Origin of the sequence: Paranoxybacillus vitaminiphilus, from assembly GCF_003259935.1 — a bacterium.
Classification (GTDB): Bacteria; Bacillota; Bacilli; order Bacillales; family Anoxybacillaceae; genus Paranoxybacillus; species Paranoxybacillus vitaminiphilus.
On the sequence record NZ_QLMH01000013.1, the window covers coordinates 54,634 to 79,597 of the forward strand.

Annotated in this window: 25 protein-coding genes and 1 riboswitch; of the genes, 5 read left to right on the forward strand and 20 right to left on the reverse strand. The window is 37.7% G+C overall.

Translation table 11 applies throughout. The features are described from left to right. Positions 1-14: 14 nt before the first annotated feature. The 3 genes from B0I26_RS13505 to B0I26_RS13515 all read right to left on the reverse strand — a co-directional run bounded on the left by B0I26_RS13505 (position 15) and on the right by B0I26_RS13515 (position 5,017). Entirely contained in the window at positions 15-2,855 is a 2,841-nt protein-coding gene (locus tag B0I26_RS13505) for a 2-oxoglutarate dehydrogenase E1 component (protein ID WP_111645950.1), read from the reverse strand. Positions 2,856-3,446: 591 nt separating this feature from the next. Then, complete coding sequence (locus tag B0I26_RS13510) at positions 3,447-4,313, reverse strand: DUF3307 domain-containing protein (protein ID WP_111645951.1); 867 nt, start codon at positions 4,311-4,313, stop codon at positions 3,447-3,449. A 2-nt stretch (positions 4,314-4,315) separates the two neighbouring features. Next, positions 4,316-5,017 (reverse strand): SatD family protein, encoded by a 702-nt coding sequence (locus B0I26_RS13515; RefSeq protein WP_111645952.1) that lies wholly within the window; start codon positions 5,015-5,017, stop codon positions 4,316-4,318. 266 nt (positions 5,018-5,283) lie between these two features. Between B0I26_RS13515 and B0I26_RS13520 the strand changes: the two genes are divergently transcribed. Then, entirely contained in the window at positions 5,284-5,517 is a 234-nt protein-coding gene (locus B0I26_RS13520; RefSeq protein WP_111645953.1) for a YuzF family protein, read from the forward strand. A gap of 71 nt (positions 5,518-5,588) precedes the next feature. Next, positions 5,589-6,488: a manganese catalase family protein gene (locus tag B0I26_RS13525; protein WP_111645954.1), complete on the forward strand. Its 900-nt coding sequence runs from the start codon at positions 5,589-5,591 to the stop codon at positions 6,486-6,488. A gap of 183 nt (positions 6,489-6,671) precedes the next feature. On the opposite strand, the gene B0I26_RS13530 is transcribed toward B0I26_RS13525, so the two are convergent. The 10 genes from B0I26_RS13530 to B0I26_RS13570 form a co-directional block, all read right to left on the reverse strand. Further along, a complete protein-coding gene (locus tag B0I26_RS13530; protein WP_111645955.1) occupies positions 6,672-6,860 on the reverse strand; it encodes a hypothetical protein in 189 nt (62 codons plus the stop codon). Between the two features lie 786 nt (positions 6,861-7,646). Continuing rightward, complete coding sequence (gene chrA / locus B0I26_RS13535) at positions 7,647-8,849, reverse strand: chromate efflux transporter (protein WP_111645956.1); 1,203 nt, start codon at positions 8,847-8,849, stop codon at positions 7,647-7,649. 84 nt (positions 8,850-8,933) lie between these two features. After that, positions 8,934-9,242, reverse strand: a complete 309-nt coding sequence (locus tag B0I26_RS13540) for a PadR family transcriptional regulator (RefSeq protein WP_111645957.1) — start codon at positions 9,240-9,242, stop codon at positions 8,934-8,936. 354 nt (positions 9,243-9,596) lie between these two features. After that, positions 9,597-9,749, reverse strand: coding sequence for a hypothetical protein (locus tag B0I26_RS18385; RefSeq protein ID WP_181502907.1), 153 nt, complete (start codon positions 9,747-9,749; stop codon positions 9,597-9,599). A gap of 13 nt (positions 9,750-9,762) precedes the next feature. Next, the gene (locus B0I26_RS13545; RefSeq protein WP_111645958.1) at positions 9,763-10,629 is read right to left on the reverse strand and encodes a permease; all 867 of its coding nucleotides are present in this window, start codon (positions 10,627-10,629) and stop codon (positions 9,763-9,765) included. Positions 10,630-10,702: 73 nt separating this feature from the next. Further along, positions 10,703-11,149, reverse strand: a complete 447-nt coding sequence (locus B0I26_RS13550) for a MarR family winged helix-turn-helix transcriptional regulator (protein ID WP_111645959.1) — start codon at positions 11,147-11,149, stop codon at positions 10,703-10,705. A gap of 396 nt (positions 11,150-11,545) precedes the next feature. Then, positions 11,546-12,682 carry a KamA family radical SAM protein gene (locus B0I26_RS13555; RefSeq protein WP_111645960.1) on the reverse strand — a complete coding sequence of 379 codons (1,137 nt, stop codon included), beginning with the start codon at positions 12,680-12,682 and terminating at the stop codon, positions 11,546-11,548. A gap of 263 nt (positions 12,683-12,945) precedes the next feature. After that, entirely contained in the window at positions 12,946-13,380 is a 435-nt protein-coding gene (locus B0I26_RS13560) for a DMT family transporter (protein WP_111645961.1), read from the reverse strand. Positions 13,381-14,073: 693 nt separating this feature from the next. Next, positions 14,074-14,622: a hypothetical protein gene (locus B0I26_RS13565; protein ID WP_111645962.1), complete on the reverse strand. Its 549-nt coding sequence runs from the start codon at positions 14,620-14,622 to the stop codon at positions 14,074-14,076. Positions 14,623-14,825: 203 nt separating this feature from the next. Continuing rightward, the gene (locus B0I26_RS13570; protein ID WP_111645963.1) at positions 14,826-15,461 is read right to left on the reverse strand and encodes a nitroreductase family protein; all 636 of its coding nucleotides are present in this window, start codon (positions 15,459-15,461) and stop codon (positions 14,826-14,828) included. Positions 15,462-15,840: 379 nt separating this feature from the next. Here B0I26_RS13570 and B0I26_RS13575 point away from each other — a divergent pair, with 379 nt between their 5' ends. Then, complete coding sequence (locus tag B0I26_RS13575; protein ID WP_111645964.1) at positions 15,841-16,182, forward strand: winged helix-turn-helix transcriptional regulator; 342 nt, start codon at positions 15,841-15,843, stop codon at positions 16,180-16,182. 377 nt (positions 16,183-16,559) lie between these two features. Further along, positions 16,560-17,195: an FMN-dependent NADH-azoreductase gene (locus B0I26_RS13580; protein ID WP_111645965.1), complete on the forward strand. Its 636-nt coding sequence runs from the start codon at positions 16,560-16,562 to the stop codon at positions 17,193-17,195. Positions 17,196-17,441: 246 nt separating this feature from the next. Here the strand turns inward: B0I26_RS13580 and arsC are convergent, their stop codons facing one another. From arsC to B0I26_RS13615, 7 genes are all read right to left on the reverse strand, one after another. Next, positions 17,442-17,861, reverse strand: coding sequence for an arsenate reductase (thioredoxin) (gene arsC / locus B0I26_RS13585; protein ID WP_111645966.1), 420 nt, complete (start codon positions 17,859-17,861; stop codon positions 17,442-17,444). An 18-nt stretch (positions 17,862-17,879) separates the two neighbouring features. Continuing rightward, the gene (locus B0I26_RS13590; protein ID WP_111645967.1) at positions 17,880-19,175 is read right to left on the reverse strand and encodes an arsenic transporter; all 1,296 of its coding nucleotides are present in this window, start codon (positions 19,173-19,175) and stop codon (positions 17,880-17,882) included. Positions 19,176-19,190: 15 nt separating this feature from the next. Beyond that, positions 19,191-19,535: an ArsR/SmtB family transcription factor gene (locus B0I26_RS13595; protein ID WP_111645968.1), complete on the reverse strand. Its 345-nt coding sequence runs from the start codon at positions 19,533-19,535 to the stop codon at positions 19,191-19,193. A gap of 521 nt (positions 19,536-20,056) precedes the next feature. Then, complete coding sequence (locus B0I26_RS13600) at positions 20,057-21,391, reverse strand: hemolysin family protein (RefSeq protein ID WP_111645969.1); 1,335 nt, start codon at positions 21,389-21,391, stop codon at positions 20,057-20,059. A 68-nt stretch (positions 21,392-21,459) separates the two neighbouring features. After that, on the reverse strand, positions 21,460-22,149 hold the full coding sequence (locus B0I26_RS13605) for a zinc metallopeptidase (protein ID WP_111645970.1): 690 nt from the start codon (positions 22,147-22,149) through the stop codon (positions 21,460-21,462). Positions 22,150-22,173: 24 nt separating this feature from the next. Continuing rightward, positions 22,174-23,133: a sporulation protein gene (locus B0I26_RS13610; protein ID WP_111645971.1), complete on the reverse strand. Its 960-nt coding sequence runs from the start codon at positions 23,131-23,133 to the stop codon at positions 22,174-22,176. Between the two features lie 25 nt (positions 23,134-23,158). Beyond that, the gene (locus B0I26_RS13615) at positions 23,159-23,584 is read right to left on the reverse strand and encodes a MerR family transcriptional regulator (protein WP_245934800.1); all 426 of its coding nucleotides are present in this window, start codon (positions 23,582-23,584) and stop codon (positions 23,159-23,161) included. Positions 23,585-24,110: 526 nt separating this feature from the next. Next, positions 24,111-24,199: riboswitch (cyclic di-GMP riboswitch) on the forward strand. Between the two features lie 646 nt (positions 24,200-24,845). On the opposite strand from B0I26_RS13615, the gene B0I26_RS18675 reads away from it, so the two are divergent. Next, a partial coding sequence (locus B0I26_RS18675) for a HAMP domain-containing protein (protein WP_245934801.1) occupies positions 24,846-24,964 on the forward strand: 119 nt, incomplete at its 3' end.

The following is a 24,964-nucleotide window of genomic DNA, read 5'->3' on the forward strand; positions in this document are numbered from 1 at the left end:
TTATCATTCAAAAATTACGAACGTGTGAATGCCTGGTTGATAATGCGTGCCTGCTCTTTTTTATGAACAATTGGATCGCCTTCTGCCGTACTAGAGCGTCTTCTGCGGCCGATATAAGAGACTTGAACTCCCGCAGGAGCCAATGTAAGCAATCGAGGCTCTACAAAGTTCCAAGCTCCCATATTTTTCGGCTCTTCTTGCACCCATACGATTTCTTTGAGATTCGGGAACTGTTTGACGTAACGAGAAATTTCCTCCATTGGGAATGGATATAATTCTTCTACCCGTAAAATATGGAACCAGTCCTTGTCTTTTACTTCGTTTAATTTTTCCGCTAAATCAATCGCGATTTTACCTGAACATAAGATTAAGCGTTCAACCTTCTCAGGGGCATTTCCTAATCCCGGTTGTGGCAGCACCGGTTGGAAACTTCCTTCACTCAAATCCGCTGCTCCTGATACGACCAACGGATGACGCAATAAGCTTTTTGGCGACATAATGACAAGCGGCCGCACTTCTTCTTTTTGTAAAATCAGCGCTTGACGGCGTAAAATGTGAAAATATTGCGATGATTTCGTCATATTGGCGACCGTCCAGTTATTTTCAGCGGCTAATGAAAGAAATCGTTCCAAACGGGCGCTTGAATGCTCAGGTCCTTGTCCTTCATATCCATGTGGAAGCAGCATAACGAGACCGGATTTTTGTCCCCATTTTGCTCTTCCCGATGAGATAAACTGATCAATGATGACTTGGGCGGAGTTTGCGAAATCACCGAATTGCGCTTCCCACAGCACTAGCGTTTCGGGAGCGAATACGTTATAACCGTATTCAAATCCAAGCACGCTCGCCTCGGACAGAGGACTATTATGAATCGCAAAAGACGCCTTGCTGCCCGATAGCTGGTGCAGCGGCGAAAACGTTTTTCCTGTTTTGTCATCGTGTAAAATCAGATGACGTTGGGCGAACGTTCCTCTTTCTGAATCTTGGCCCGTCAAACGAATTGGAATGCCATCTTGAAGGATGGTCGCAAATGCGAGCGCTTCGGCATGCGCCCAATCGATTTTGTTCTCTTGAAACGCGGTAATGCGCCGCTTTAAAATTCGTTCCAATTTATTAAATACGTGAAAGCCGTCCGGCCATTGTACAAGTTCGCGGTTTATTTGTTCAAGCACGTTAACCGGTACGCTTGTATCAATTTTTGGAATTCCTTTTTCCGCTACTTCCGGCGGATTCATTTCATAATCAGGTTCTTCTTTTAGCTCAGCTACTCTGCTATAAGCTTCTTGCAGCTTCTTCTCCACTTCTTTGGCAAAGCGATCCACTTCCTCTGCTGACGGGATGATCCCTTGCTGTTCGAGACGAGCAGCGTAGAGCTTGCCGACAGTCGGATGTTTACGAATGATTTGATACATTAACGGATTGGTCGCGGCTGGTTCATCCATTTCATTATGGCCGTGACGACGATATCCGATTAAATCAATTAAAAAATCTTTCTTAAATGTCTGACGGTAAATGAAAGCCAAATGAGCGGCTGCAAGCACTGCTTCCGGGTCGTCTGCATTGACATGAACGATCGGAATTTCAAATCCTTTTGCTAAATCGCTTGCATATTTTGTAGAACGAGAATCCTCGCTTTCCGTCGTAAAACCAATCATATTGTTCGCAATGATATGGATCGTGCCGCCTGTTTGATAACCTTTTAACCGGCTTAAATTTAACGTTTCCGCTACTACCCCTTGACCTGGAAACGCCGCATCCCCATGGATTAAAATGGCGAACGATTTACTCTCATCTTGTTCAGGAAAACCAGGTTTATCGCGAGTTTCTTGAGCGGCCCGCGTATAGCCGACAACAACAGGGTTGACATATTCCAAATGGCTTGGGTTATTGGCTAAAGTAATAACGGCTCGAACGGTGTTCTCATTCTTGATTTTTCGATCTAATCCTAAATGGTATTTAACGTCGCCCGTCCATCCATATGTAATCCCAATTGAACCTTCGGATGGAATCAAATCTTTATTTGGTGCATGTTGAAATTCCGCAAAAATCATTTCATAAGGCTTCCCTAATACATGCGCCAATACATTCAACCGGCCGCGATGAGCCATTCCGATATTAATCAATTTTGTTCCTTTTTGCACAGCTTCTGAAATAATTTCATCCAGCAATGGAACCAACGTATCCACACCTTCAATGGAAAAACGTTTTTGGCCGACGAATGTCCGATGTAAAAAATGCTCAAATACCTCCACTTCGGTCAGCCGTTTTAGCAGTTCCATTTTCTTTTCATTCGAGATAGCAGGTCGATAGCTGCCTGACTCCACCATTTGTAAGAGCCAGTTTTTTTCTTCTACATCTTGGACATGACCAAATTCAAACGCTAGTTTGGACGTATAGACTTCTTTTAAATATTGAATCGCCTCAAACGCATTTTTAATATGGTTAGGCAAATACGGGCTTATAATGGAAGAAGGGATGGATTTTAAATCATCTTCTGTTAATCCGAACTTTTGAATATCAATATGACGCGAATCTTTTTCAGACGTTTCTAATGGATTAATCTTGGCATCCAAATGACCAAAAGTACGAATATAATCGGCCAATTTGACTGCCTGAACATATTTTTCTAACAAGTTTGCCGATACATTTGTGTGATGCACAACATCTTTCGGCTTATTATCGTTATTACTGTCCGAAAACTCAGGCGGCCCCCAGCAGTCAAACCACTCTTTCAACTCTGGATCAACCAAACTTGGATTTTGTAAATACCGTTCATACATTTCCATAACATATCCAAGATTTGGACCGTGAAACTTTTCCCATGGATTTTTGAAGCTGTCACTAAGCGTGTTCATTTTTGAATACCCTCCAAAGCTAATTAAATACGCCTTACATCATGATTAATCCCCGTTTTTCCACACTACTTTTACCATGAAAGAGGGTGCTACAAAACACTCAAAATAATGCATCCTTGTAGTAAATAGTGATATGGCTAATTGGAAATCATAGTCATATCCACCCTTTGAACATGTTTTTGTCAACCGAATTTCCAACAGAGTGTATTTGTTATGTGCATTTATGTATGGATGATACGTTTTGCAACACGCTCATGAAAAATAAAACGATTACATTTCCATTTTACTATTGTCTAGAAGAAAGTCAAAATAATATTACTTTTCCTATTTTTTTGTCGTATATAATTGCATAAAAAGAGCCATGCTTCTTCCTCTTGACAGAATCATATCCTAGCAAGCTATGTAAACTGTAACTTACTATAAATTCAACTTAAGCTTTCGACATATGAACAAACCTCACTCCTTTGCGCATTTTTTCTGCCCAATGGGATGCACCGGAAAATTAAAACTTAGAAAAGTTAAATTTTCCGCATGTTAAAAAATCAAGTTGGACCTATATAGATATAATCCACTCTATTATAAGAGTAACTTTCACCATATATTTGCAGCAACAATTCCTAGCAAAATTCCGATCATAGCGCTCGATAGTGTTCCGATAAGATAATACTCTGCGAATTGTTTATGTTCAAATTGCTTAAATCGGGTTAATGTTTTTAAGGCTGCTAGAAAGGCAAGTCCCTGTGGTAAATCGATCATCATCAGGATGACGATGAGAGCCCGCTCTAGCATGCCGATGATTTGACCAATTTTGGCTGGTGAATCATGAAAATACTGTTCTGTTTTGATAGTGGTAATTTCTGTTTCTGTTCTTCCATCACTTTCATATTTCGTTTTTACTTCTGTCTTTTCATCGGATAAGCGATATATTCCCTCTTGTAATTCGTTGGTTGGAGCAAGATTTTGTAAGAGAATTCCAAGAAAATAACCAGTTCCATAGGTGGCTAAAACAAAAACACAAATGGTAGCGGTGATCTTTTCATAAATACCAAAATCACCATAAAACGCTTGGATACTGTCCATCAATGACCATTCTGACGTAGTGAAATAATGAAGTACAAAAATAATGGTCAAAAAGTGAAGAACTTGATCAAGGAGAAACAACAGTGCTTGACTACTTACTTTATTCGTTTTTTTGCTTAATTTTATTTTTCCGTAATCAATGACATAATGGGAAATAGAGATCAAAAAAATGGCTTGTCCAAATGAACGAAAGGTCGCACTAGTAATAGATGGATTGATGACAGAAATCACGAGACTAGCCATTCCCATTAAAAGAGCATGAATGGCCACATGCTTAACGAGTGTAACGATGGGTTTATCCTTTCTCTGCTCGATAAATTGATCCGATTGAAAAATAAAATCCCCTAGTAAATGAGCAGCATAAAAATAAATCCACAAATTTATCGCTCCTTACGATTCAAAAGATTTTCATACATCAACAGCAATTGAGTCAAGCTATCTTCTACTGCTTTTATTTTTTGGTAATCAGCACGTTTCAGTAAATAGCTAACGGTGGAAATGGGTGATTTGTACCCTAAATATTTTCCAATTTTTTCATACGTCCATTCGGGAAATTGTTCAATCAATTCGATGACTTGTTTTTGCTTATCGGTCCATTTTCGTTTGGTTGTGACAATAACATTTAATAAGGCGTTAAGTGGTTCGTGCGGGACAAGTTCGGATGAAAAATAAAAGCTTGTCTCGGTTTCAATATCATTCCAAATTTTTGCTTTCTCGCCTTTTTCCTTTAGTTGTTTGTCCCTTGCGACAAATGCATGTAACACCGCACTTCCATTCATCGTATGAACGTTTACTTCATCCGTTTCCAGCTCGCCAATGCCAATGCCTAAATAAAAGGGACAACGATGGAGCTGTGACTGTTGAAAAATATAGTCGATCAGCGGATAGGCATTGGCAAAGTTTTTTATAACGCCAATGAGTTCATCGCCATTCCTAATGGCAAACGGAACAAGCAAGTCTTGCTCAAATTGTTGGTTGATTGTCTGTTGGCATTCTTCCAATACGTAAATTAAATGGTCTTTCTTCATCAGTTTAGATTGTTTGACATCTGCTGCGAAACAGATTGCTGGCGTTCGTTTCATAATATCCCTCTTTTTATTGATGAATATATATCAACATTTTAGATGTTGTTGAAAATATATCAACATATATTTACTGATACAAGGATAGTAAAAATTCGCTACATTTTCAACATCCAATTTATTGTGAACAGGATTATACGATCCGTATTCATCTCACTTAGCAGGATATCCATGACTATCTTCGCACCAGAACTGTCCTTTTATCACCTAGGTAGGCACTCCTTCATACACTGGAGAGAAGGATAAGATGGAAGGAGGCCTACGTAATGAGCTATTACAAAGAAGATAATTATCGTGTTCCTAAAATGGTAAGTGTAGTTGAACCGTACGTATATGAAGCATTACAGTCCGTAAGAGGTAAACACGTAGTTGTCCAAACCACTCATGGTAACGTGCGTGGGATCGTGAAAGATGTTAAGCCTGACCATATAGTGATCATGGAAAGAGAACATCCATTTTTTGTCCGTATCCAGCAAATCGTTTGGATTATGCCGGACTAACTGAATTGTGTACTGAAACATGCCTCTCCCCTCATACATTTTTATGAATAGACTGTGAGGAGGGGAAGGCTTTGATTACGCGCATTAATAGATTAGCGATAGAATTGCCAATGCCGAAAGAACCTGATCCGAACGGCGCCGCAGCTGTGCAAGAACTGCTTGGTGGGCGTTTTGGTGAAATGTCCACTTTAAATAACTATATGTTTCAATCGTTTAGCTTTCGTGGAAAGAAAAAACTTAAGCCGTTTTATGATTTGGTTGCCAGCATCACAGCGGAAGAATTCGGGCACGTAGAATTAGTAACCAATACGATTAATTTAATGATTCAAGGAACCACGTTCCCGGGGGATCCAAACATCACTCCGATGCAAAACGCAAAAGATCTGCGGAACTCTCAACATTATATTGTTACAGCCCAAACAGCCCTCGTGGCAGACTCCATGGGAAAACCGTGGAACGGAGACAATGTTTTTAATAGCGGCAACTTAATTTTGGATTTGCTTCATAACTTTTTCCTTGAGTGCGGGGCACGTACTCATAAAATGCGCGTGTATGAAATGACTGATAATCCAGTGGCGCGTGAAATGATCGGATACTTACTTGTCCGCGGCGGCGTACACATCACTGCTTATGCAAAGGCGCTGGAAATAGCTACAGGAGTAGACATGACGAAAATGCTGCCGATCCCTAATCTTGATAACAACGTCTTTGATACAGCAAGAAAATACGAAGCAATGGGCATTCACCGCAAGCTTTATACATGGAATTTTGAGGGCGAATATAAAGATATCGCCCAAATTTGGAAGGGTGTCAGTCCGATTGACGGACAGCCGCTTGAAGTGGTGGAAGGAACACCTGCAGGAGGTCCGATTCCGGAGTTAGATGAACTTCCAGAAGAATTCGCACCCGGCATCTCCCGAGAAGATTTCGAGAAAATCTTGAAGCGGCTTCAAAGATCGGCAGGGTTATAGAGGAAGCGGCTGTTTTTGACAACAAAGACAAAGTTCGTTGCTAAATATATATATTGAATTATCAAGACCTAAATAAAAAGGTAAGCACATATTGTCATGTCTAATATGTTTGCTTACCTTGTTTTTATTCCATTAATATTCCTCGTTAGCTAAATTTTCACACTGTACAAAACAAATTCCAGCTTAAAAGTATTCTGTACTTAATCCAAAATAAATAGCTAATGAAAGGGCAATAAAAAATACGAAAAATATCATCTTTTGGATTTTGCTCCAGCTTTTCATCCAGCCCCATCTTTTTCTATCGACATCAAACCAAAAGAAATCAACAAGAACAGCTAAAACAATAATTAAGACCATTATAAAAGAACTCATTCACCCCCCTCCTATCCGTTCATACATTTTTTTACATATACGTTCTTGTTTAGAGAAAAGTTTCATTAAAATCTTATCCTACTTTTCAACGCTAATTACCTTTCGTTAAACAAGGTATGATCAAATACCTATGTTTCCGCAAATTATAATGAAGGAGGTTGTTTCGGTGAAAACTTTTTATAAAAAGAGGCAAGTTCTTTGGTATTGTAAAGTTAACAATATTACTTCTCTGCTTAATACTTGAAGACGATACTAACTTTTTTGATATTTCTTGTCATTAACTGCAAAATGTGAAGTAGCGACAAAAAGAACTACCATAACTAAAATAGTGATCTTGCTACTGATAAAATTGTTTTTAAAACTTTCATTTTTGTTTTATCCTCCTAAAACTTTAATAAATAGAAAAAATTAACTTTGTTATAATTATTATATAATTCAAGAAACCTTTAATATTTATGTAAATTTTGTGAATATTATGATATGTGTCAAAGGAAATTTTAAAGCAGGATTTAAATACAAAAATTAATCAAATAGAACAAACTAGCGAACACTAGAACTTGTTGAGCTAAAGTGTGAATAGTTGAAAAACAGATAGTAAATAAAATAAGCTTGAAGAATGATCTTATCAGGAACTAAATTATAAAAGCCTAAAAAATAAAGGAGCGCACATCTTATACACGACCAATCTGTACACTCCTTTTATCTTTTATTAAACTAAAGAATCTTACATAGAAGATAATAAGTAAAAGCCGAGTTCCTGTGAACCCGGCTTTGCTAGTGGATATATTATGAAATAAAGGAAAGAAAAGCTCCTGCGCCGGCGGAAAATACAACGACAATCCAAGGCGGAAACTTCCAGACCGTTAATAAGCCAAACGCGGCTAAAGCAAGGCAAAAATCTAACGGACTTTTAATCGCTTTCGTCCATACAGGATGATATAGTGCTGCGAGTAAAATTCCCACAACAGCTGCATTGATACCGTACAGTGCTGCTTGAAAACGAGGATGATGACGAAGCCAATTCCAAAAAGGAAGGGCTCCAAGGATTAACAGAAAAGAAGGTAGAAAGATAGCAAGAGTCGCCACTACAGCTCCTTTCCATCCGAAACTTGCCATTCCTAAGTACGATGCGAATGTAAACAACGGTCCGGGTACTGCTTGTGCTGCTCCGTAACCGGCTAAAAATTGATCGGCTGTTAGCCACCCTGTAGGAACCACTTCTGCTTGTAATAATGGAAGGACAACATGTCCTCCACCGAATACTAAGGCGCCGGATCGATAGAAGCTATCAAAGAGCGCAATCAAATTCGAGTCAGTGAACTGCCGGACTGCAGGAAGTAACCCTAACAAAACAAAAAATAAAATAAGCAAGATACTTGCTGCCTTCTTATTAAACGAGATAGAAATCAGTACTGATTTTGAATCAGGCGTGCTTCGGAACAAAAACCATCCTATAACTCCAGCTCCTATGATGATTCCCACTTGACTAAAGACACTCGGAATAATCAAAGTCAAAATCGCTGCTGCGATGGCAATGGTGGCACGCGGACGATCGGATGCAAAGTTTTTTGCCATGCCCCACACAGCTTGAGCGACTACAGCGACTGCCACAACTAGCAATCCATGGAGCCAGCCAGCCTCACTAAAGGAAGTTCCTTTTAAAAAGTAGGCAAACAAGACAAGTGCAATGACAGAAGGGAGGGTAAATCCAAACCAAGCGGCAATCGCTCCCCAAAAACCAGCTCGCATAAATCCAATCCCCATTCCAACCTGGCTGCTTGCCGGCCCCGGTAAGAATTGACACAGTGCGACCAAATCTGCGTATGTTTTTTCATCTAACCATTTTCGCCGGTTCACATATTCCTCGCGAAAATATCCTAAATGAGCAATAGGCCCCCCGAAAGAAGTCAATCCTAATCGGGTAGCAGTTTTCAACACTTCCCAAACAGAACCTCTTTGTTTCTGTTGCAACTTAATTTCTTGATTCAACGCCTATTCCCCCTAATGATATAATATCTTGTACTGCTATGACGTACTGTACCACATGTAACAAACTCACCAAGTTTAAGCGCGTTAATCCTTTATTTCTTTAAATAGCTCATAAGCTTTTTCTTTCGCTTTCATAAGTACCTCATTTCCTTTTTCGGTTGTTCTGTAATATTTTCTAATCTTCCCTTCGACATTTTTTTCTTCTTTTTCTAATAGACCATTCACCTCCATATTGTGCAGTAACGGATACAACGTTCCAGCGCTCATCTCATAACCATGTTTCTTTAGCTCTTCTAACATCCATGAACCAAATATGGGCGCTTTTTTCGCGTGATGTAAAATATGTATTTGAATAAAACCAAGGAACAATTTACGTAACACTTTATTTTCCATCGTGATCCCCTTTATTATCAATGTTCGATATCGAAAATCGATAGCATCGTATCACGTCTACATGGTGTTTTTCAAGAGAGACATTATTAAGATAATGTTAATTTTGTGTACCTCTCTCTTAACAAGAACCAAAAACGTTCTTTTTATCCAAAAGTCATTACAAAGATCCATACATAAAAGTTACGTTTTATCTCTTTTTCTTGTAATGTACGATTATGTAAAAGTTGTTCAGTTAATTAACACCCCCGAACATACCAAAAGGGCTTTTTTTAGTCCCAAAAAATCTTCTAACAGGAATGCTTATTTTTAATACGAAAAGGCACTAGGAATCATCCTAATGCCTTTCTAGTAAAATTAGCAACACTCACGATTTGTCGATGGGCAGCATTCACTTTCCATAATGGCTTTGTCTGCATCATCTTGTTTTTCTTTTACTTCAACAATTTGAATATCGCAGCAACCTTGCTTTTCTTTTGAACGGCCAAATATTATTTTCAAGATGTTCATTTGAAGTTCCCCCTTAAATGATATAAAATAAAAATCCTGATAATGTCGCCATCGTCATGACAGAACCGACAAACGCAAAGACCAGCTTCCTTCTAAAGATACTGTGTAATAATGTGATCTCCGGTAAACTTGCCCCTGCTGAACTAATCATCAATGCCATGACAGGTCCCAGTGCCATGCCTTTTGCAATCAACATTTGCGAGATCGGAATCATTGTGGAAAGACGGATATACAAAGGAATTCCGATGATTGCTGCAAGTGGAACAAGCCACCATTTATCACCTCCCATATAGGATGATATCCATTCTGTCGGTACAGCACCATGAATAATGGCTCCAATGCCTGCACCCAAAAGCAAATATGGATAAACTGTTTTCATTAAGTGAAAGGTCTCCTGTAAAGCTTCTTTCATGTTTCGTTTCTTTCCAATCTCTACTTCTCCCTTCACCATTACTTGCTTCATTTGATTTTCAAATCCGAGTTTTTCAAGCGTAAAACCAATCAGTATGGATAAAATAGTTGTGATAATGGTATAAGAAACTGCTACTTTTACTCCGAGTGTCGCAGCCATTAGTGTCAATATTGTTAGATCCAGCACAGGCGAAGCAAATAGAAAAATCATCACAATACCGAAACGGACTTTCTGATTTAAAAGCGATACGACAACCGGGATCGTAGAACATGAGCAAAACGGTGTCACAAAGGCAAAAGCGACAGCAATCAACGCTCCGAATAACGGATGATGCTTTGTTAACAAACTTTGCATGTTAGCATAAGGAATATATCCTTCTAAAAAGTTAATAACGAACGAAATAGCAAAAAATAGAAGCATTAATTCTAACGCAATATAAAGAAAGTCTTGAAGAATTGCTATGCTCATTTATTATCTCTCCTTAATTTTATTTGCAAAATACAAATATAAATTTAACAAATAGGCAAGCCTTAAACTTGCCTCAAAATAGCGGCTTGCAACAAACACTTGATTTTGCCATACAGTCGTTTAATAACTTAATGGAGCGTAGAACTGTTTCTTTTTCAAACTCACTCATATGTGAAAATACTTCATTTAAATATTGATTCATCTCTGTATCAATTCTCGCAGCCACGTACTTTCCTTCTGTCGTCAACGATAAAATATATATACGCCGGTCTTTAGGATATGGTGTTTTCTTGACTAAATTCATCTTAACAAGTGTTTGAATTTGACGGCTAAATGTCGTAATGTCCATAGCAAGAGCGTCAGCCACCTGCTGCATGGACGGTTCTTTTAAGCGATCAATTTCATATAAAATGTGGCTTTGAACAAGAGAAATCTCGATTCCGCCGACTGAGCAGCAATTTTTGTTTAAAAGCCCAAATCGTTTAGTCATGACTTGGAATAGTTCGCGAACATTTTCCATCTTCTCACCTCTTAATAGCATCATATCATATTATTTGTATTTTACAAGTAAATAACAAGAAAAAACTGCCTATTTTTTCGACAGTTTTTCAAGTTCAATTTATTCTGTTAGCCAACCTTACTCATACTGCGCAAGATACACTGCAAGCCTTTAATGGGTTTCTTTTGGATTTTCTTTCTCCATACGCTTCATTCTCTACTCAACAATAATATACGTTTGAACATTTATAGCTGACTTATTCAAAAATAACGATACTTCAAGCAACATCTTGAGCCATTCATAAAAACCTGCATGACTATTCGGATCGAAGACAATCTTTATCAGTATGGTTCTTTATTTAACATAAAGCCCCCCCACTTCAAATTTGCGTTAGCAAATGAAGTGGGGGCAGTTCACTTAGTTAGCCGAAACCGCTTGTTTTATTTTTTTTACTGGTTTTTGCCAATATTGTTCATTTCCAGGTAAGTCATCAAACCAAGTGGCATCTTTTGGACAATCCAAAACCATAAATTTTCCATATTGACTATCATCTCTTGCTTGATGATATTTTAGATAGGCTTTGCCATTTTCGATTGCTAGTATTTCAATTTTTCCTGAGGTATGGCTCATAACGAGGCGAACACGTTTACCTAATCCCGATGTTCTTGCTTTTGCTTGTTCAACGATTCGATATACTTCTTCCAACGTTAATACGAAATCGCTGTTTCCCGCTACCGGCCTATTCACGAAGAAGTAATATGGTGTTACTCCTGCCCATGAAAGTTTATTTAACAATTCTGCTAACACTTCAGGATCATCATTGATTCCTTTTAAGACAGGAGTTTGGTTCACAACGATAACTCCGGCATCGTGAAGAGCCTGAAAAGCTTTACGTGCTTCCTCTGTTATTTCGCGTGGATGGTTCACATGCGCCATGACATAGATGCGTTTTTCTGGTGTGGAATATTGACGAAACACATCAAGCAGCTCTTGGTCTTCATAAATTCTCATAGGATTAAATACAGGCAATTTTGAACCGAAACGAATGATTTTAACGTGGTCAATCGCTCGCAATCTTTCTACGATATACCTAATTTTTTTGGTTGCCAAAATAAGAGAGTCTCCACCAGTCAATAAAACATTATTTATTTCAGGAGTTTGTGCAATATATTCTATACCAGGTGTTACATCGGACATCGCTTCTTTCACATCACTGCGAAACAAACGTTTCCGAAAACAAAATCGACAATATGCTCCACAAACTTCTGAAACGATGAGTAATGCAGTCGTTTTATACTTGTGCTGGCACCCTGGCACTACATAGTTGGTATACTCATCGGAAGCATCCCAACGACCATATTCGTTTAATTCTCCTTCATTCGGTATAACCAATTTCCGTATAGGGTCGTTCGGATCATCCCAATTAATTAGATTAAGATAATAATCATTCACTCTAAATACAAATTTGTTAGTGATTTCTTTTAATTTTTCTCGTTCTTCTTTAGGAATTTGTGTGATTTTTTCAATATCTACAATATACTTTGGTTGTGCCATCACACCATCCCTCCTTTTAAAAAACTGCTTCTATAAATAAAACTAACAAAAAAAAGGAAGATATGCAAAGTTTAACATCAAAACCATCGTCGCTCCCTTTTCTAAACATATATCTATACACCAGATCTCTTATTTCTGGCAACTTCATCAAATAATTGGATTCTTTTTTTGCATTCTTCTATTTCTAAACTAAATCCCCATTTTTCACCGTAAACAACACTCCATTCGTTTTTATATATCGCTTCCGTTGTATAGAAAAACAATTATTTTTTATAAAATAAAAATAAGGCACTAAATAGTAAAACAATCCCTGCCATTCTTTTGATATCAAATGGAATTTGTTTTCCACCAAGCAAGCCAAAGTGATCGATGATCGAACTCATCACCAATTGTCCGACGATAATAGCCATTATTGCAGTTGCAACTCCAATTTTTGGCACAACAAGTACCATGACAAAAACATAAAAAGCACCTAGTAAACCGCCAAGCAATTGCCACTTTGGAACGGAAAACATTTGAAGCAAGTTACCTGTTCCGAAAAACAATTGAAATAGAAATAACGCAATTGTTCCAATCAGAAAGGATACGAATGCACCTTCCATGACACCGATTCTTTTTCCAAGACTGCCATTTACTCCAGCTTGAATAGATGTTGCCATACCCGCTATCACAGCAAAGAGCATCAATAACCACTTCATTTTTACACCTACATTCCTACATTTTTCATTTATAGTATTTCGTCAAAGATATAGAATTCTCCTTCACGAAACTCCTTAATTGAAATAGTTTTTCTTTGGTTTTATTGATTATTTAGAACATAGTTTTATTTTTACATGTTAACGAAAAAAATGGTAATATCAGCATTTCCCCCTTGGTTTATCGTAACTAGGAAGAGCTTTTATATTGGTATTTCTTCTACAGAAAAAAAGAATATCATCATGACGTTCCACTTTGTCAGGTTATTTTCCACAAATCTTCTGCCGTCTTCAATAACGGTCTGATTCAAGGATCATTTAATGAACCTCTCCCACCTACACGTTGTTTAGAGGTTGTTAAAATTTTTATTTTCAGAGCATTTTTTTGAGGTACATTGCAAACAAGGAAGTGATAAACTCTCGTTATATTGAGAAAGCAAGTTAGATTTATATCATCTTTCTATTCACGATTTTTTGGTTGTTCCTATAATACTGTTAATACTGTGAAACTAATTTCATCCTAACATGCATCAAAATGGTCACGGAAATGTTCCGATTGGATTTTGAAACTTCCAGATAGGTTTTCGATATATAAGTATTTGCTAATCATTCTCCTAACCATAATAACTAATAAGCAAGTGATCCCCTTTCCAAGTATCGCTTCCCAAATTACGATTGCTAAGCGATAAGGTCATTCTATAGCTTAAATTTATCTATTCGTTGATAGCCGCTACCAACAATAAAATAGCAGAATTTCTTTACTGAATATTTAACTTTTAGCAACTTCAGCATTTGTGATAAATCCTCTTTAAATATTGCGTAAGGGTCACAGAAAAAAGACATCAGGTTATCACGATTGTATTTTTTGATATAGCATAGGTCTTTTCCTTGTTCATCTTTTACTTTCAATATAATATAGTCATAATAGTATCCTGCTTCTTCATCGCAATCGATGCAGCGATACTTGTGAATATGATATACCTTTCTGTTAATCGTCCAGTACCATTCTTCAAATTCAAATGGTTCATTATGGATTAACTTCTCTTTCACCAAGTTAGAAACAGCTCCTTTTATCTTAGATGGATGAGATGAAACGATTATGGAATGACTGTACCCGCTATTTTTCTTGTGACGTTTGCACTTTAAAAACCATTCTAGCATTACATACCAATTTTCTACAAATCTATAAACAATGTTTAATTTTATCTCATTTAGGTTGAATTCAGGCTCCGTACCCCAAAACATGATTTGAAATCGTTTTAAAGTTTAATCCCTTTTTCTTTACTTATTCAACTGATACATTGAGTGCGATGAAACAAAAAAGAGGCTGACCCATAAGTGTCTGACCTCACGTGCATTTCACAATATATCGTCCATTTATCTTATGTTATGTCCTATATATTGTGTTGTGGGTCTGACACTTTGCTTTTTGGTCAGCCTCTTCTTAATTAATTTTCAATCCAAGTTGTAATGGCTTCAATTGGAAGACGAGTGGATTTATGTGCAGGTGCTGCAGCTTTCCCAATCGTAATAAGCATCACTGGAACGTAGCGTTTTGGAATATGAAATTCATTAACGAATTGTTCTGCATTAAAACCGCCGATTGGGCATGTATCCCATCCCTTTGCTTTTGCAGCGAGCATTAGCTGCATAGCAGCCAAGGAAGCATTGCTGAATGCCGCGTCACGCGCATATTGATGATTCTCATAAGCTCCTGCAATTTGTTTGGCAAGTGTTTCTTTAATTTCTGCTGTCATATACCCCGCTTCTACTAAAGGATTATACACAGCATCTGTATTTTTATTTGCTTCAAGATCGCCTAATACAGCAATCACCGCAGATGCTTCAACGATTTGTTGTTGATTGTACGCGATTGGCAATAGACGATTTTGTGCTTTATCTCCTTTGATTACAACAAAATGCCAATGCTGCAAATTCCAAGCAGACGGAGCTTTGCCGGCTGCTTCAATCATTTCCTTTAATTCATTCTCCGAAATTTCAATAGACGGATTATACTTGCGAACTGAACTTCTTTCGTTAATGACAGTAAAAACATCTTTTACGTTTGTGACATTCGTTGCCATGTGCATTCCTCCCATGTTGATTATTACTAATAGTAATATACAAAATATCTTTTAGTAAGTTTATTTTGCTTTATCATATTAAAAGTTAGAATTTACAGAAGTCAAGTTTTAAGCATTCGAGAACAAATCATCTTGAACCTATAACAACCCCTGATTCAAAATCGAGATCCTTTCCATTTAATACAACATCCGCTATAAGGAAATCTGAAAATAGATGTAATGAATAATCGCCTGTTTTACTACAAAATGAACTGGCAAAGCATATTTTTGAATTTTTAATTACTTTTGGTAATTAAGTATAATTATTAAATTTACTTTATCATTGTAACATGTTGAACGTCAACTCTTTTGTTATATAATAAATGGAGAGGTGACGTTTATGGAAAAAATGGAAATATGCCCTAAAATTGAAGCAGCGATGCAACTATTAGGAAAACGCTGGATGGGACTTATTATTTATGTGCTTCTTAATGGCCCGCAACGGTTCGGACAGTTGGAATCATGTCTACCGATTAGCGGAAAATTACTTTCAGAAAGATTAAAGGAACTAGAAAAATGGGGAATTGTGAAACGGCAAGTATATCCTGAAGTTCCGGTTCGGGTTGTATATGAATTAACAGAAAGAGGAAAACAAATGGAACCGATTATTTCTGCTATTCATCACTGGGCAGAACATAGTTTTAGCGAGGATGATTTTCCGGTTGAGATAAAGAAAGAATGAACCTCTCCACCTACACTTCGCTTAGAGGCGGGAGACTTCTCGGTGAACATGTTAAATAAAACCTAGCGTGTAAAATGCTAGGTTTTTATTCTTAATTTTAGATATAGATGGAGTTCCAGCCATTGTTCTCTAAATTCCGCATTATAAGCTCACACGTCATCTTCCAACATCGAAAATTAGTCATAGAACAAATAATGTCCTTTCGTATTAGTAAAAAAAATCATATTACTTTACAAAAGTAAGAAAGTAGTTTTATTATAGTATTGTTTTGAAATACCCCTTCCGTACCCAGTTCTTCACTGCTAAAGGAATGATATTAGCTTTTTCGCGCAAAATAATCTATGACTTCGAATTTTGAATAAGAAAGGGAGAATAAAATGGCAAAATTATTGTATATTACTGCAAATCCAAAACCAGAAGACCAATCGTTCAGTTTATCTGTCGGCAGAGCATTTTTAAATGCTTACAAACAGCAAAACCCACAAGATGAAATAGTGGAATTAGATCTTTACCAAACAGACATTCCATACATCGATACGGATGTATTTAATGGCTGGGGTAAGCTTCAACAAGGACATGCGTTTGACCAGTTAAGCGCCGATGAAAAAGCAAAAGTAAGCCGAATCAACCAATTAACTGATCAGTTTATCGAGGCTGATAAATACGTATTTGTTACTCCAATGTGGAATTTCAGCTTTCCACCAAAAATGAAAGCTTATATTGACACGATTTGTATTGCGGGTAAAACATTTAAATATACAGAAAATGGATCTGTAGGTTTATTAACGGGTAAAAAAGCATTACATATTCAAGCGCGCGGAGGAATTTATTCCGAGGCTCCAATGAACGAAATGGAGTTTGGAGACCGCTATTTGAAAGCCGTTCTCGGTTTTATCGGAATTACAGATGTTCAATCTATTATCGTGGAAGGTATGGCGCAATTCCCTAACGAAGCTGAAGGGATTAAAGAAAAGGCGATAAAACAAGCCCAAGAAGTGGCTAAAAACTTTTAATGCTTTATCCGTCTGACTAAATAAAAAAGTAACTGTTAATGAATCAGTTTCGGAAGGGGTATACAAAACAGACACTTCAATTCCCGATTGCAAAGCCTGGTTTACCAACCTATACAATCATATCTATTGTCATATAAAAGGCTGACCGATACGCATCTGACCCCCTTACATTTCACAATATATCGCTCATTTATCTATATTGTGTTGCAGGGTCTGACACTTTGTTTTTGGGTCAGCCTTCTACTATTATTCGCCTGTTTCCGCAAACCGCTTAATTCTTTCACCAATCTCGTCGCGAACACGCTGGAATACGGCCCATTTTTCTTCATCTGTCCCTTGAGCTTTTGCTGGATCATCGAACCCCCAATGTACACGCTTCACATGCGGTGGTGTCACCGGGCAATGTTCTGCCGCATGACCGCATAATGTTACGACTAAATCAGCTTTGTTTAAAATTTCAGGATCAATGACATCGGATGTTTGGTTAGAAATGTCAATCCCTACTTCTTTCATGGCTTTTACGGCGTTCGGATTTAATCCGTGAGCTTCGATGCCAGCGCTGTACACTTCCCACTCGCCGCCAAGATATTTTTTCGCCCATCCTTCTGCCATTTGGCTGCGGCAAGAGTTTCCAGTACATAAAAAGTAAATGATTTTCTTTTTCATGTGTCTCTGCTCCTTTTCTTAGAGGATAAGTAACCATATATAAAGTCCAACAAGTGTAATGAATAATGTTGGAATGGTTAAAATAATCCCATTTTTAAAGTAAGTTCCCCACGTAATCTTGACCCCTTTTGTTGATAATACGTGCAACCAAAGGAGGGTCGCTAAGGAGCCGATTGGGGTTATTTTTGGTCCTAAATCAGAACCAATCACATTGGCGTAAATTAATCCTTCACGAATGATGCCTGTTGTGTTTGTATCAGCGATCGCTAAAGCATCAATCATCACCGTTGGCATATTATTCATCACCGATGAGAGAATCGCCGCAATAAAGCCCATGGAAATCGTTCCAATAAATAATCCTTGATTGGCGGCTGCTTGAATGACATCGGCTAAAACATTGGTCAATCCTACGTTTCTTAAACTATAAACGACGACATACATACCGATGGAGAAAAACACAATCGCCCACGGTGCTCCTTTTAATACTTGTTTCACGTGTACAGCCGGGCTTTTTCTTCCAATAAATAAGAAAGCCAGTGCTACTGCTCCTGCAATGAAAGACACGGGAACCTTTGTAAATTCACTTACAAAATAACCAATCAATAAAATGCTTAATACAACCCAAGAAAGCTTAAACATTTTATGGTCTTTAATCGCTTCGCTTGGTTTCTTTAACTGCGATAAATCATATTGTTTTGGTATATCTTTTCTAAAATAAAGATATAACACGAAAATACTCGCTCCGAGCGAGAAGAAGTTTGGAATCACCATATGTGATGCATACTCAATAAACCCAATGTGAAAGTAATCGGCGGATACAATATTGACTAAGTTACTAACCACTAACGGTAACGAAGTCGTATCAGCAATAAAACCACTTGCCAAAATAAAAGGCAACACTTTCTTTTCATCAAACTTTAAAGCTCGGACCATCGCAAGAACAATCGGCGTTAAAATGAGGGCTGCCCCGTCATTGGCGAAAAATGCGGCAACGACAGCTCCAAGAATGGAAACAAAGATAAACATCTTCACTCCGTTCCCATTCGCCGTTTTTGCCATATGTAATGCTGCCCATTCGAAAAAGCCAATTTCATCTAAAATTAATGAAATAATAATAATCGCAATAAAGGCAAGAGTCGCATTCCAGACGATGCCTGTCACATCGATAACATCTTTCAAATCAACGACACCTACTAATAAAGCAAGAAGTGCGCCCCCACATGCAGACCAACCAATGGACAAGTTTTTTGGCTGCCAAATAACCAATATTAAAGTCAGGAGAAAAATCAATGATGCCAGTATGACTGAAAACAAACGATCACCTCTTTGTTACTCACACGAGATTTTTGTTCCTTTTTCTTCAAGCTCTTTTAATTTTTCTTTCTGATCTGGAATGTGAGCTAAAATATCTTTGATTAATGAATGCATTTCATGTTCCTTGTTCATGGAATAAAAGATCCATTGGGCCTTTCTCGTCTCTTTCACTAAACCTGCATCTTTTAACTTCCGAAGATGCTGGCTTATCGCAGGCTGACTCATCTGAAAAATTTCAACTAACTCACACACACAACAATCTTGATTATTTAATAGTCCCATGATCGTTAGTCTTGTTTTGTCTCCCAATAGTTTTAATACTGTCGCGACTTCTTCCACACTCGCAGCAACTTGTTTCATTACTATCTCCCCCCTTATCCTTAATCATCATATAACAATATAATTATATAAGCAAGAAAAAATTATCTAATGATGGATTGTTAAAGGAATATATCATACATTATTTCACCGTTTTAAAAATCACATTATTAAAACATTTCCCTTCCTAATTCGTATAGTGATTGGAAAGGAGTGACTGAATTTGGGAAATTATTAGCGTTGTTTGTCGTCGGGGCAATTGGAATGACTTTACGTTTTATCATTTTAGAAATACAAATCAGCAGCTCAAGAAGGCTATGAGGAAATAGAACCGCTACTTGTAATGACATATGTCTTGTTTAATTATGTACATAATCAATAAATAGTGTAATAAAAATCGAAACGGTGTTGTAAAATAACGACTTGCCTTTTTAGAAAAACAAAGAGGCTGACCCAAAAGCAAAGTGTCAGACCCCACATAACATAAGATAAATGGAGGATATATGGTGGAATGCATGTGAGGTCAGACACTTATGGGCCAGCCCCTCTTTAATTGTTAACTGTTATTTTGTTGCCGCTTCTTGTACTGTAAGTAAAGGAGTTTTCACACGTTTCGTGATTTCAACCAATTGGACATGGTGACCTTCCATTTTTAATACCTTAAATTCATAATCACCGTAGGAGAGAATCTCACCTTGTTGAATATCAAATTTCTCCGTTAAAATCCAACCGCCAATCGTATCGACATCGGTATCATCGATATCTGTTCCAAGTAAGTCGTTTACATCTTCAATCAACACTTTTCCATCAACAATGGTGGTATGTTCGTTTACTTTACGAATCATCGGAACTTCATCAATATCAAATTCATCTTGAATCTCACCGACGATTTCTTCCAATATGTCTTCAACCGTCACAAGCCCTGCAGTTCCTCCGTATTCGTCGACTAAGATCGCCATATGGACTCGTTCACGCTGCATTTTTACAAGCAAGTCATGAATAGGGATGGATTCGATTACTTGTATGATTGGACGAATATAATCATCTAACTTCTTTTCAATCGCTTGTGGATTTTGAATACAATCCGTTAATATTTCCTTTATGTTCACCATCCCAACGATATGGTCTTTATCGCCGTCTATAACAGGATAGCGTGTATATTTTTCTTTCTTCATAATTTCCAAAATGTCCGCGATTGAATCGTTTTTATCTAATGCGACAATTTCTGTGCGCGGCACCATAATTTCTTTGGCGATCCGATTGTCAAACTCAAAAATATTGTTTACGTATTTATATTCCGACGGATTAATTTCTCCGCTCTTATAACTTTCAGATAAAATAAGCCGCAACTCTTCCTCTGAATGGGCGACTTCGTGTTCGGATGCCGGTCTTAGTCCAAATAATCCGGTGATGGCACGTGCTGATCCGTTTAATGCCCAAATAAACGGATACATGATTTTGTAGAAAAAGATTAAAGGCCTTGAACATAACAACGTAATGATTTCTGCTTTTTGAATCGCCAATGTTTTCGGAGCCAGCTCCCCAACGACCACATGCAAAAATGTAATCGCTGCAAACGCAATTGCAAAAGAAAGGAGAGATGCTACAGACTCATTCAAATTCATTTGCTCAAATACAGGATGAAGCAAATGTTCCACCGTTGGTTCCCCAAGCCATCCAAGCCCTAATGCAGTGATGGTGATGCCAAGCTGGCAAGCCGATAAATATTCATCTAAATTGCCGATGACCCGTTTTGCAGCCATGGCGTTTCGATTTCCTTCTGCCACGAGTTGATCAATCCGTGTACTGCGCACTTTGACAATGGCAAATTCTGATGCAACAAAAAACGCCGTCAAGGCAATTAAAATGCCAACCATCAGTAAATTAACTATCTCCAATTAAGCTCTCTAACTGCATACAAACAGCTAGAGAATCCACCTCCTGCTAATTGTATAATATGTTTTTCTTATTCTTCTTCACTATTTCCTTGAAAGAAAATCATAATAAACTTGATTAACTCTAGCGCAGAGATTAATGCCGCTGCTACGTATGTTAATGCCGCTGCATTTAAGACTTTATTCACTCCGCGTACTTCATCATTGTGGATAAATCCTTCAGCTACAAGAAGCTTTTTCGCTCGAGAGCTTGCATTAAATTCTACCGGCAGCGTCACTAATTGGAACGCCACGGCTGCTGAGAAGAGAATAATGCCAAGCCCAATGAGTGAAGTTTGCTGCAACAAAAATCCGCCTAACAATAGAAATGGAGCAACGCCAGAAGAAAAATTCACTACCGGAAACATACGATGCCGTAAAACGAGTGCACCGTATGATTGCTGGTGCTGGATTGCATGACCAACTTCATGGGCAGCTACCGATACAGCAGCGATAGAACGTCCATAATAAACAGGTTCAGACAATCGAACGGTACGTGACAATGGATCGTAATGGTCTGTTAATGTACCAGGTACTAATTCAACGGGAACATGATATAACCCATTGGAATCGAGAATCTTTCTGGCTACCTCAGCCCCTGTAAGCGAAGAATTCGCATGAACCTCCGCCCATTGATGAAAGGTTCCTTTTACTTTCAATTGTGCCCAAAGTGAGAGTCCAAATGCTAAAAAGATGAGAATATCCATTGGATGAAATAACATTACATTCTCCCCTTATCAGTAGTATTAGAATTCTTCATCTTCCCCACCGAAGAAATCGTCAAAAAATCCTGCTCCCTCTTCTTCTATTTCCTCCTCGAAACCAAGAGCTTCCTCTACGGCATCATCTACGAGTTCTTCCACTAACATTCCCGCAAATAAACTCGCGGCAAAACCGCCAATCGCTCCCATCATACTATGTCCTCGTCCATGTGAATGAGAAATATGAGAATGGTGAGTCATGTAGGACGAAGCTGCATACTGATATGGCTGCTCAATCATTTCTTGAATCATTTCACGAAGATTGTCAGCTAGTATGCTAACATTGTTTGTTTCCGTATATGGGAAAAATACTTCCCGCTTCAATTCTTTTTCCTGTAAACCAAAGGCTCCTGCATATACATCTACCTCAAGAAACAGACGAACTCCCTCTTCTTCAAGAGATGCCAAAAATTCGACTTCTTGAACAATGTTTTTAAATTGCTCTGTCGGAAACCATTCAAATTCTTGGCCATACGGTTTTAATGCTCCTGAAGTCGCCTTTTCCCGGAACCCTAATTTTTCAAAAGCAGCGAAGATTTTCTCTAATGGTAACGGCGGAAGAATTTGCACCGCATCTTCATCTAAATGATCGACTCCGCCTGCAATATCAAGACGGGTAACAAACGTGTAATGAACGCTGTGTCTGGAAACCGGCAAACTTTTTGGTAATTCAAATGTAAAAGGCAACACTTTTCTCTCGCCAGACTGAATAGTAAAGGAAGAAGCAACTGGAATCGTTGCCACTGTTTTTGTCTGCACTTGACCGTTTTGATTCAATGTTAAACGAAGCTCGACATCAATTTTGTTGATATGCTGTTCTACTGTTCCACCTTCAATAAAAAATTCACCGCTAATGGTCTCCCCTAAGCGAACTTGGGAATGATGCAGCATAAGATTAATATTGGCAGAGCCAATCCCAAGTTTCGATAAAAGTTTTTTAAACATTCTTTTCATCTCTCCTTAATATTTGTTAAATAAAAGGATTTTCTCCAAGCAATATAGCTAATGAATGTAACAATGCGTAACCTTGCTGGGTCAATGGTTTTGTCATCAACTTGATTTGTTGTTCATTTAATTGTTTGAGCAACGGCTTTAATTCCAGCACTTCTTCTTGAATATGCTGCATTTGTTCTTGAAGATGCTCGATCTTATCGATAATTTCATTCATCGGAGCAGGCTGATTTTTCATCAGCTGCAGGCGCTCTCTTATTTCCTCGAGAGTTAAATGCTGTTTCTTTAATGCATGGATTAACTGTAAATGTGCGATACTCTCTTCAGGATAATAGCGATAATTTGTCTCGGAACGAACGGGCTCAAGCAACCCTAACTGCGTATAATAATCAATGGTCCGTTTGGAAACGCCAGCTAATTCTGCAAGTTCACCAATTTTAAGCAACTTCCCAATGAACTCACTCCCCATCTACTATTCGGTATGTTTAATGAAATTATATAGTAAAAAAACTATACAGTCAAACGTTATAGTGTTAATTTTTGTTACAAATATGTTTCTGTAACTATTTACGAATACATTATCAATTAGGATTCATTTAACATAAATAAAAAAACCTAAAAACTTAGACAATAAAGCTCAGTCATCGTATATGAGCAAGTTCTATTCAATAAAAAAGAGAATTTTTAATTTTTATGCCGCATTGAGCAAATTCAGCGATTGTACTTAACTCCGTGTCCGACCATAATAGTTGGCGAGAAACGTACAGCAAATATCAAGAATAAAACTCTGATTATAGGAATAAACAATAGGTATTTTCTCCCCTTTTTTCAAAAACTAAATTAAAGATAAAGTCTTATTAATTAATTAAATTTTGTAAAAAACTTAATAAAAATAGCTTATTTTTTCAGAAAAAATATAGTATAATTCGTGTTGTGAAATGACAAAAATCTACAAAAATCTACAAAACTAACTTTAATGTTGGCAAACTGCTCGAAAGGGTAGGACGCAAAGCTACAGGGGCTAAATCTTAGATAAAAGATATGCCAGCCAGCTGCCCTTCATCCGGGAAATTTTGGAAGGTTTTCGATTATTGATAGCGTTGCAAAACTTTACTAAACAAAAAAATATGAACATGTATCTCGCCGTGAGCAAGATACATGATTACTAACGATCACAGGGATTTTTTGGACACGTGTTAATTTTCTATACAATTTCGCCACTGCTTTTTATCCATTACATTATCGATTGTAAGTTTTGTAACACGTCCGTTTTTCGTTTGGGATACTTTTATCTAATCGGCTGCCCTCTTAGTATGTTGGGTAGTTTTTTATTTGTTTCCAACATTGAAAAGAACTTATTAAATAATGATGACTCCATTCAGTTAGAACGCTATTAAAGAAATGAAAGAAAAACTTAATTATCTACTAGGTCTTTGAAAACGGATACGATAAACAATGCATTTATCTTTAAATCTCAAAGATTTAGAAAGAAAGGAAGGATTAAATGAAAGTTAAAATGTCATACTTAAGCTGGGTGATTTTGCTCACGCTAATCGGTTCTGAAATCGTTTCATATCTTTCAAACCTTATGGACAGTACGATTATTTCTTTCGCTACGTCTGTGGTGCTAGTTATTATATCCTTTATGATTCTCCGTTATTTTTTTCAAGCCGATTGCCGAACTAACGGAACGGGCGCAAGCGATTATGGATGGGGATGTAAGCCAAACGGTGCAAGTCGAAGCCAAAGGTGAGCTTGAAGTGCTGGCGAGAACCATCAATAATATGACTGAAAGCTTACGAAATCTCATTATCAAGCTGCAAAA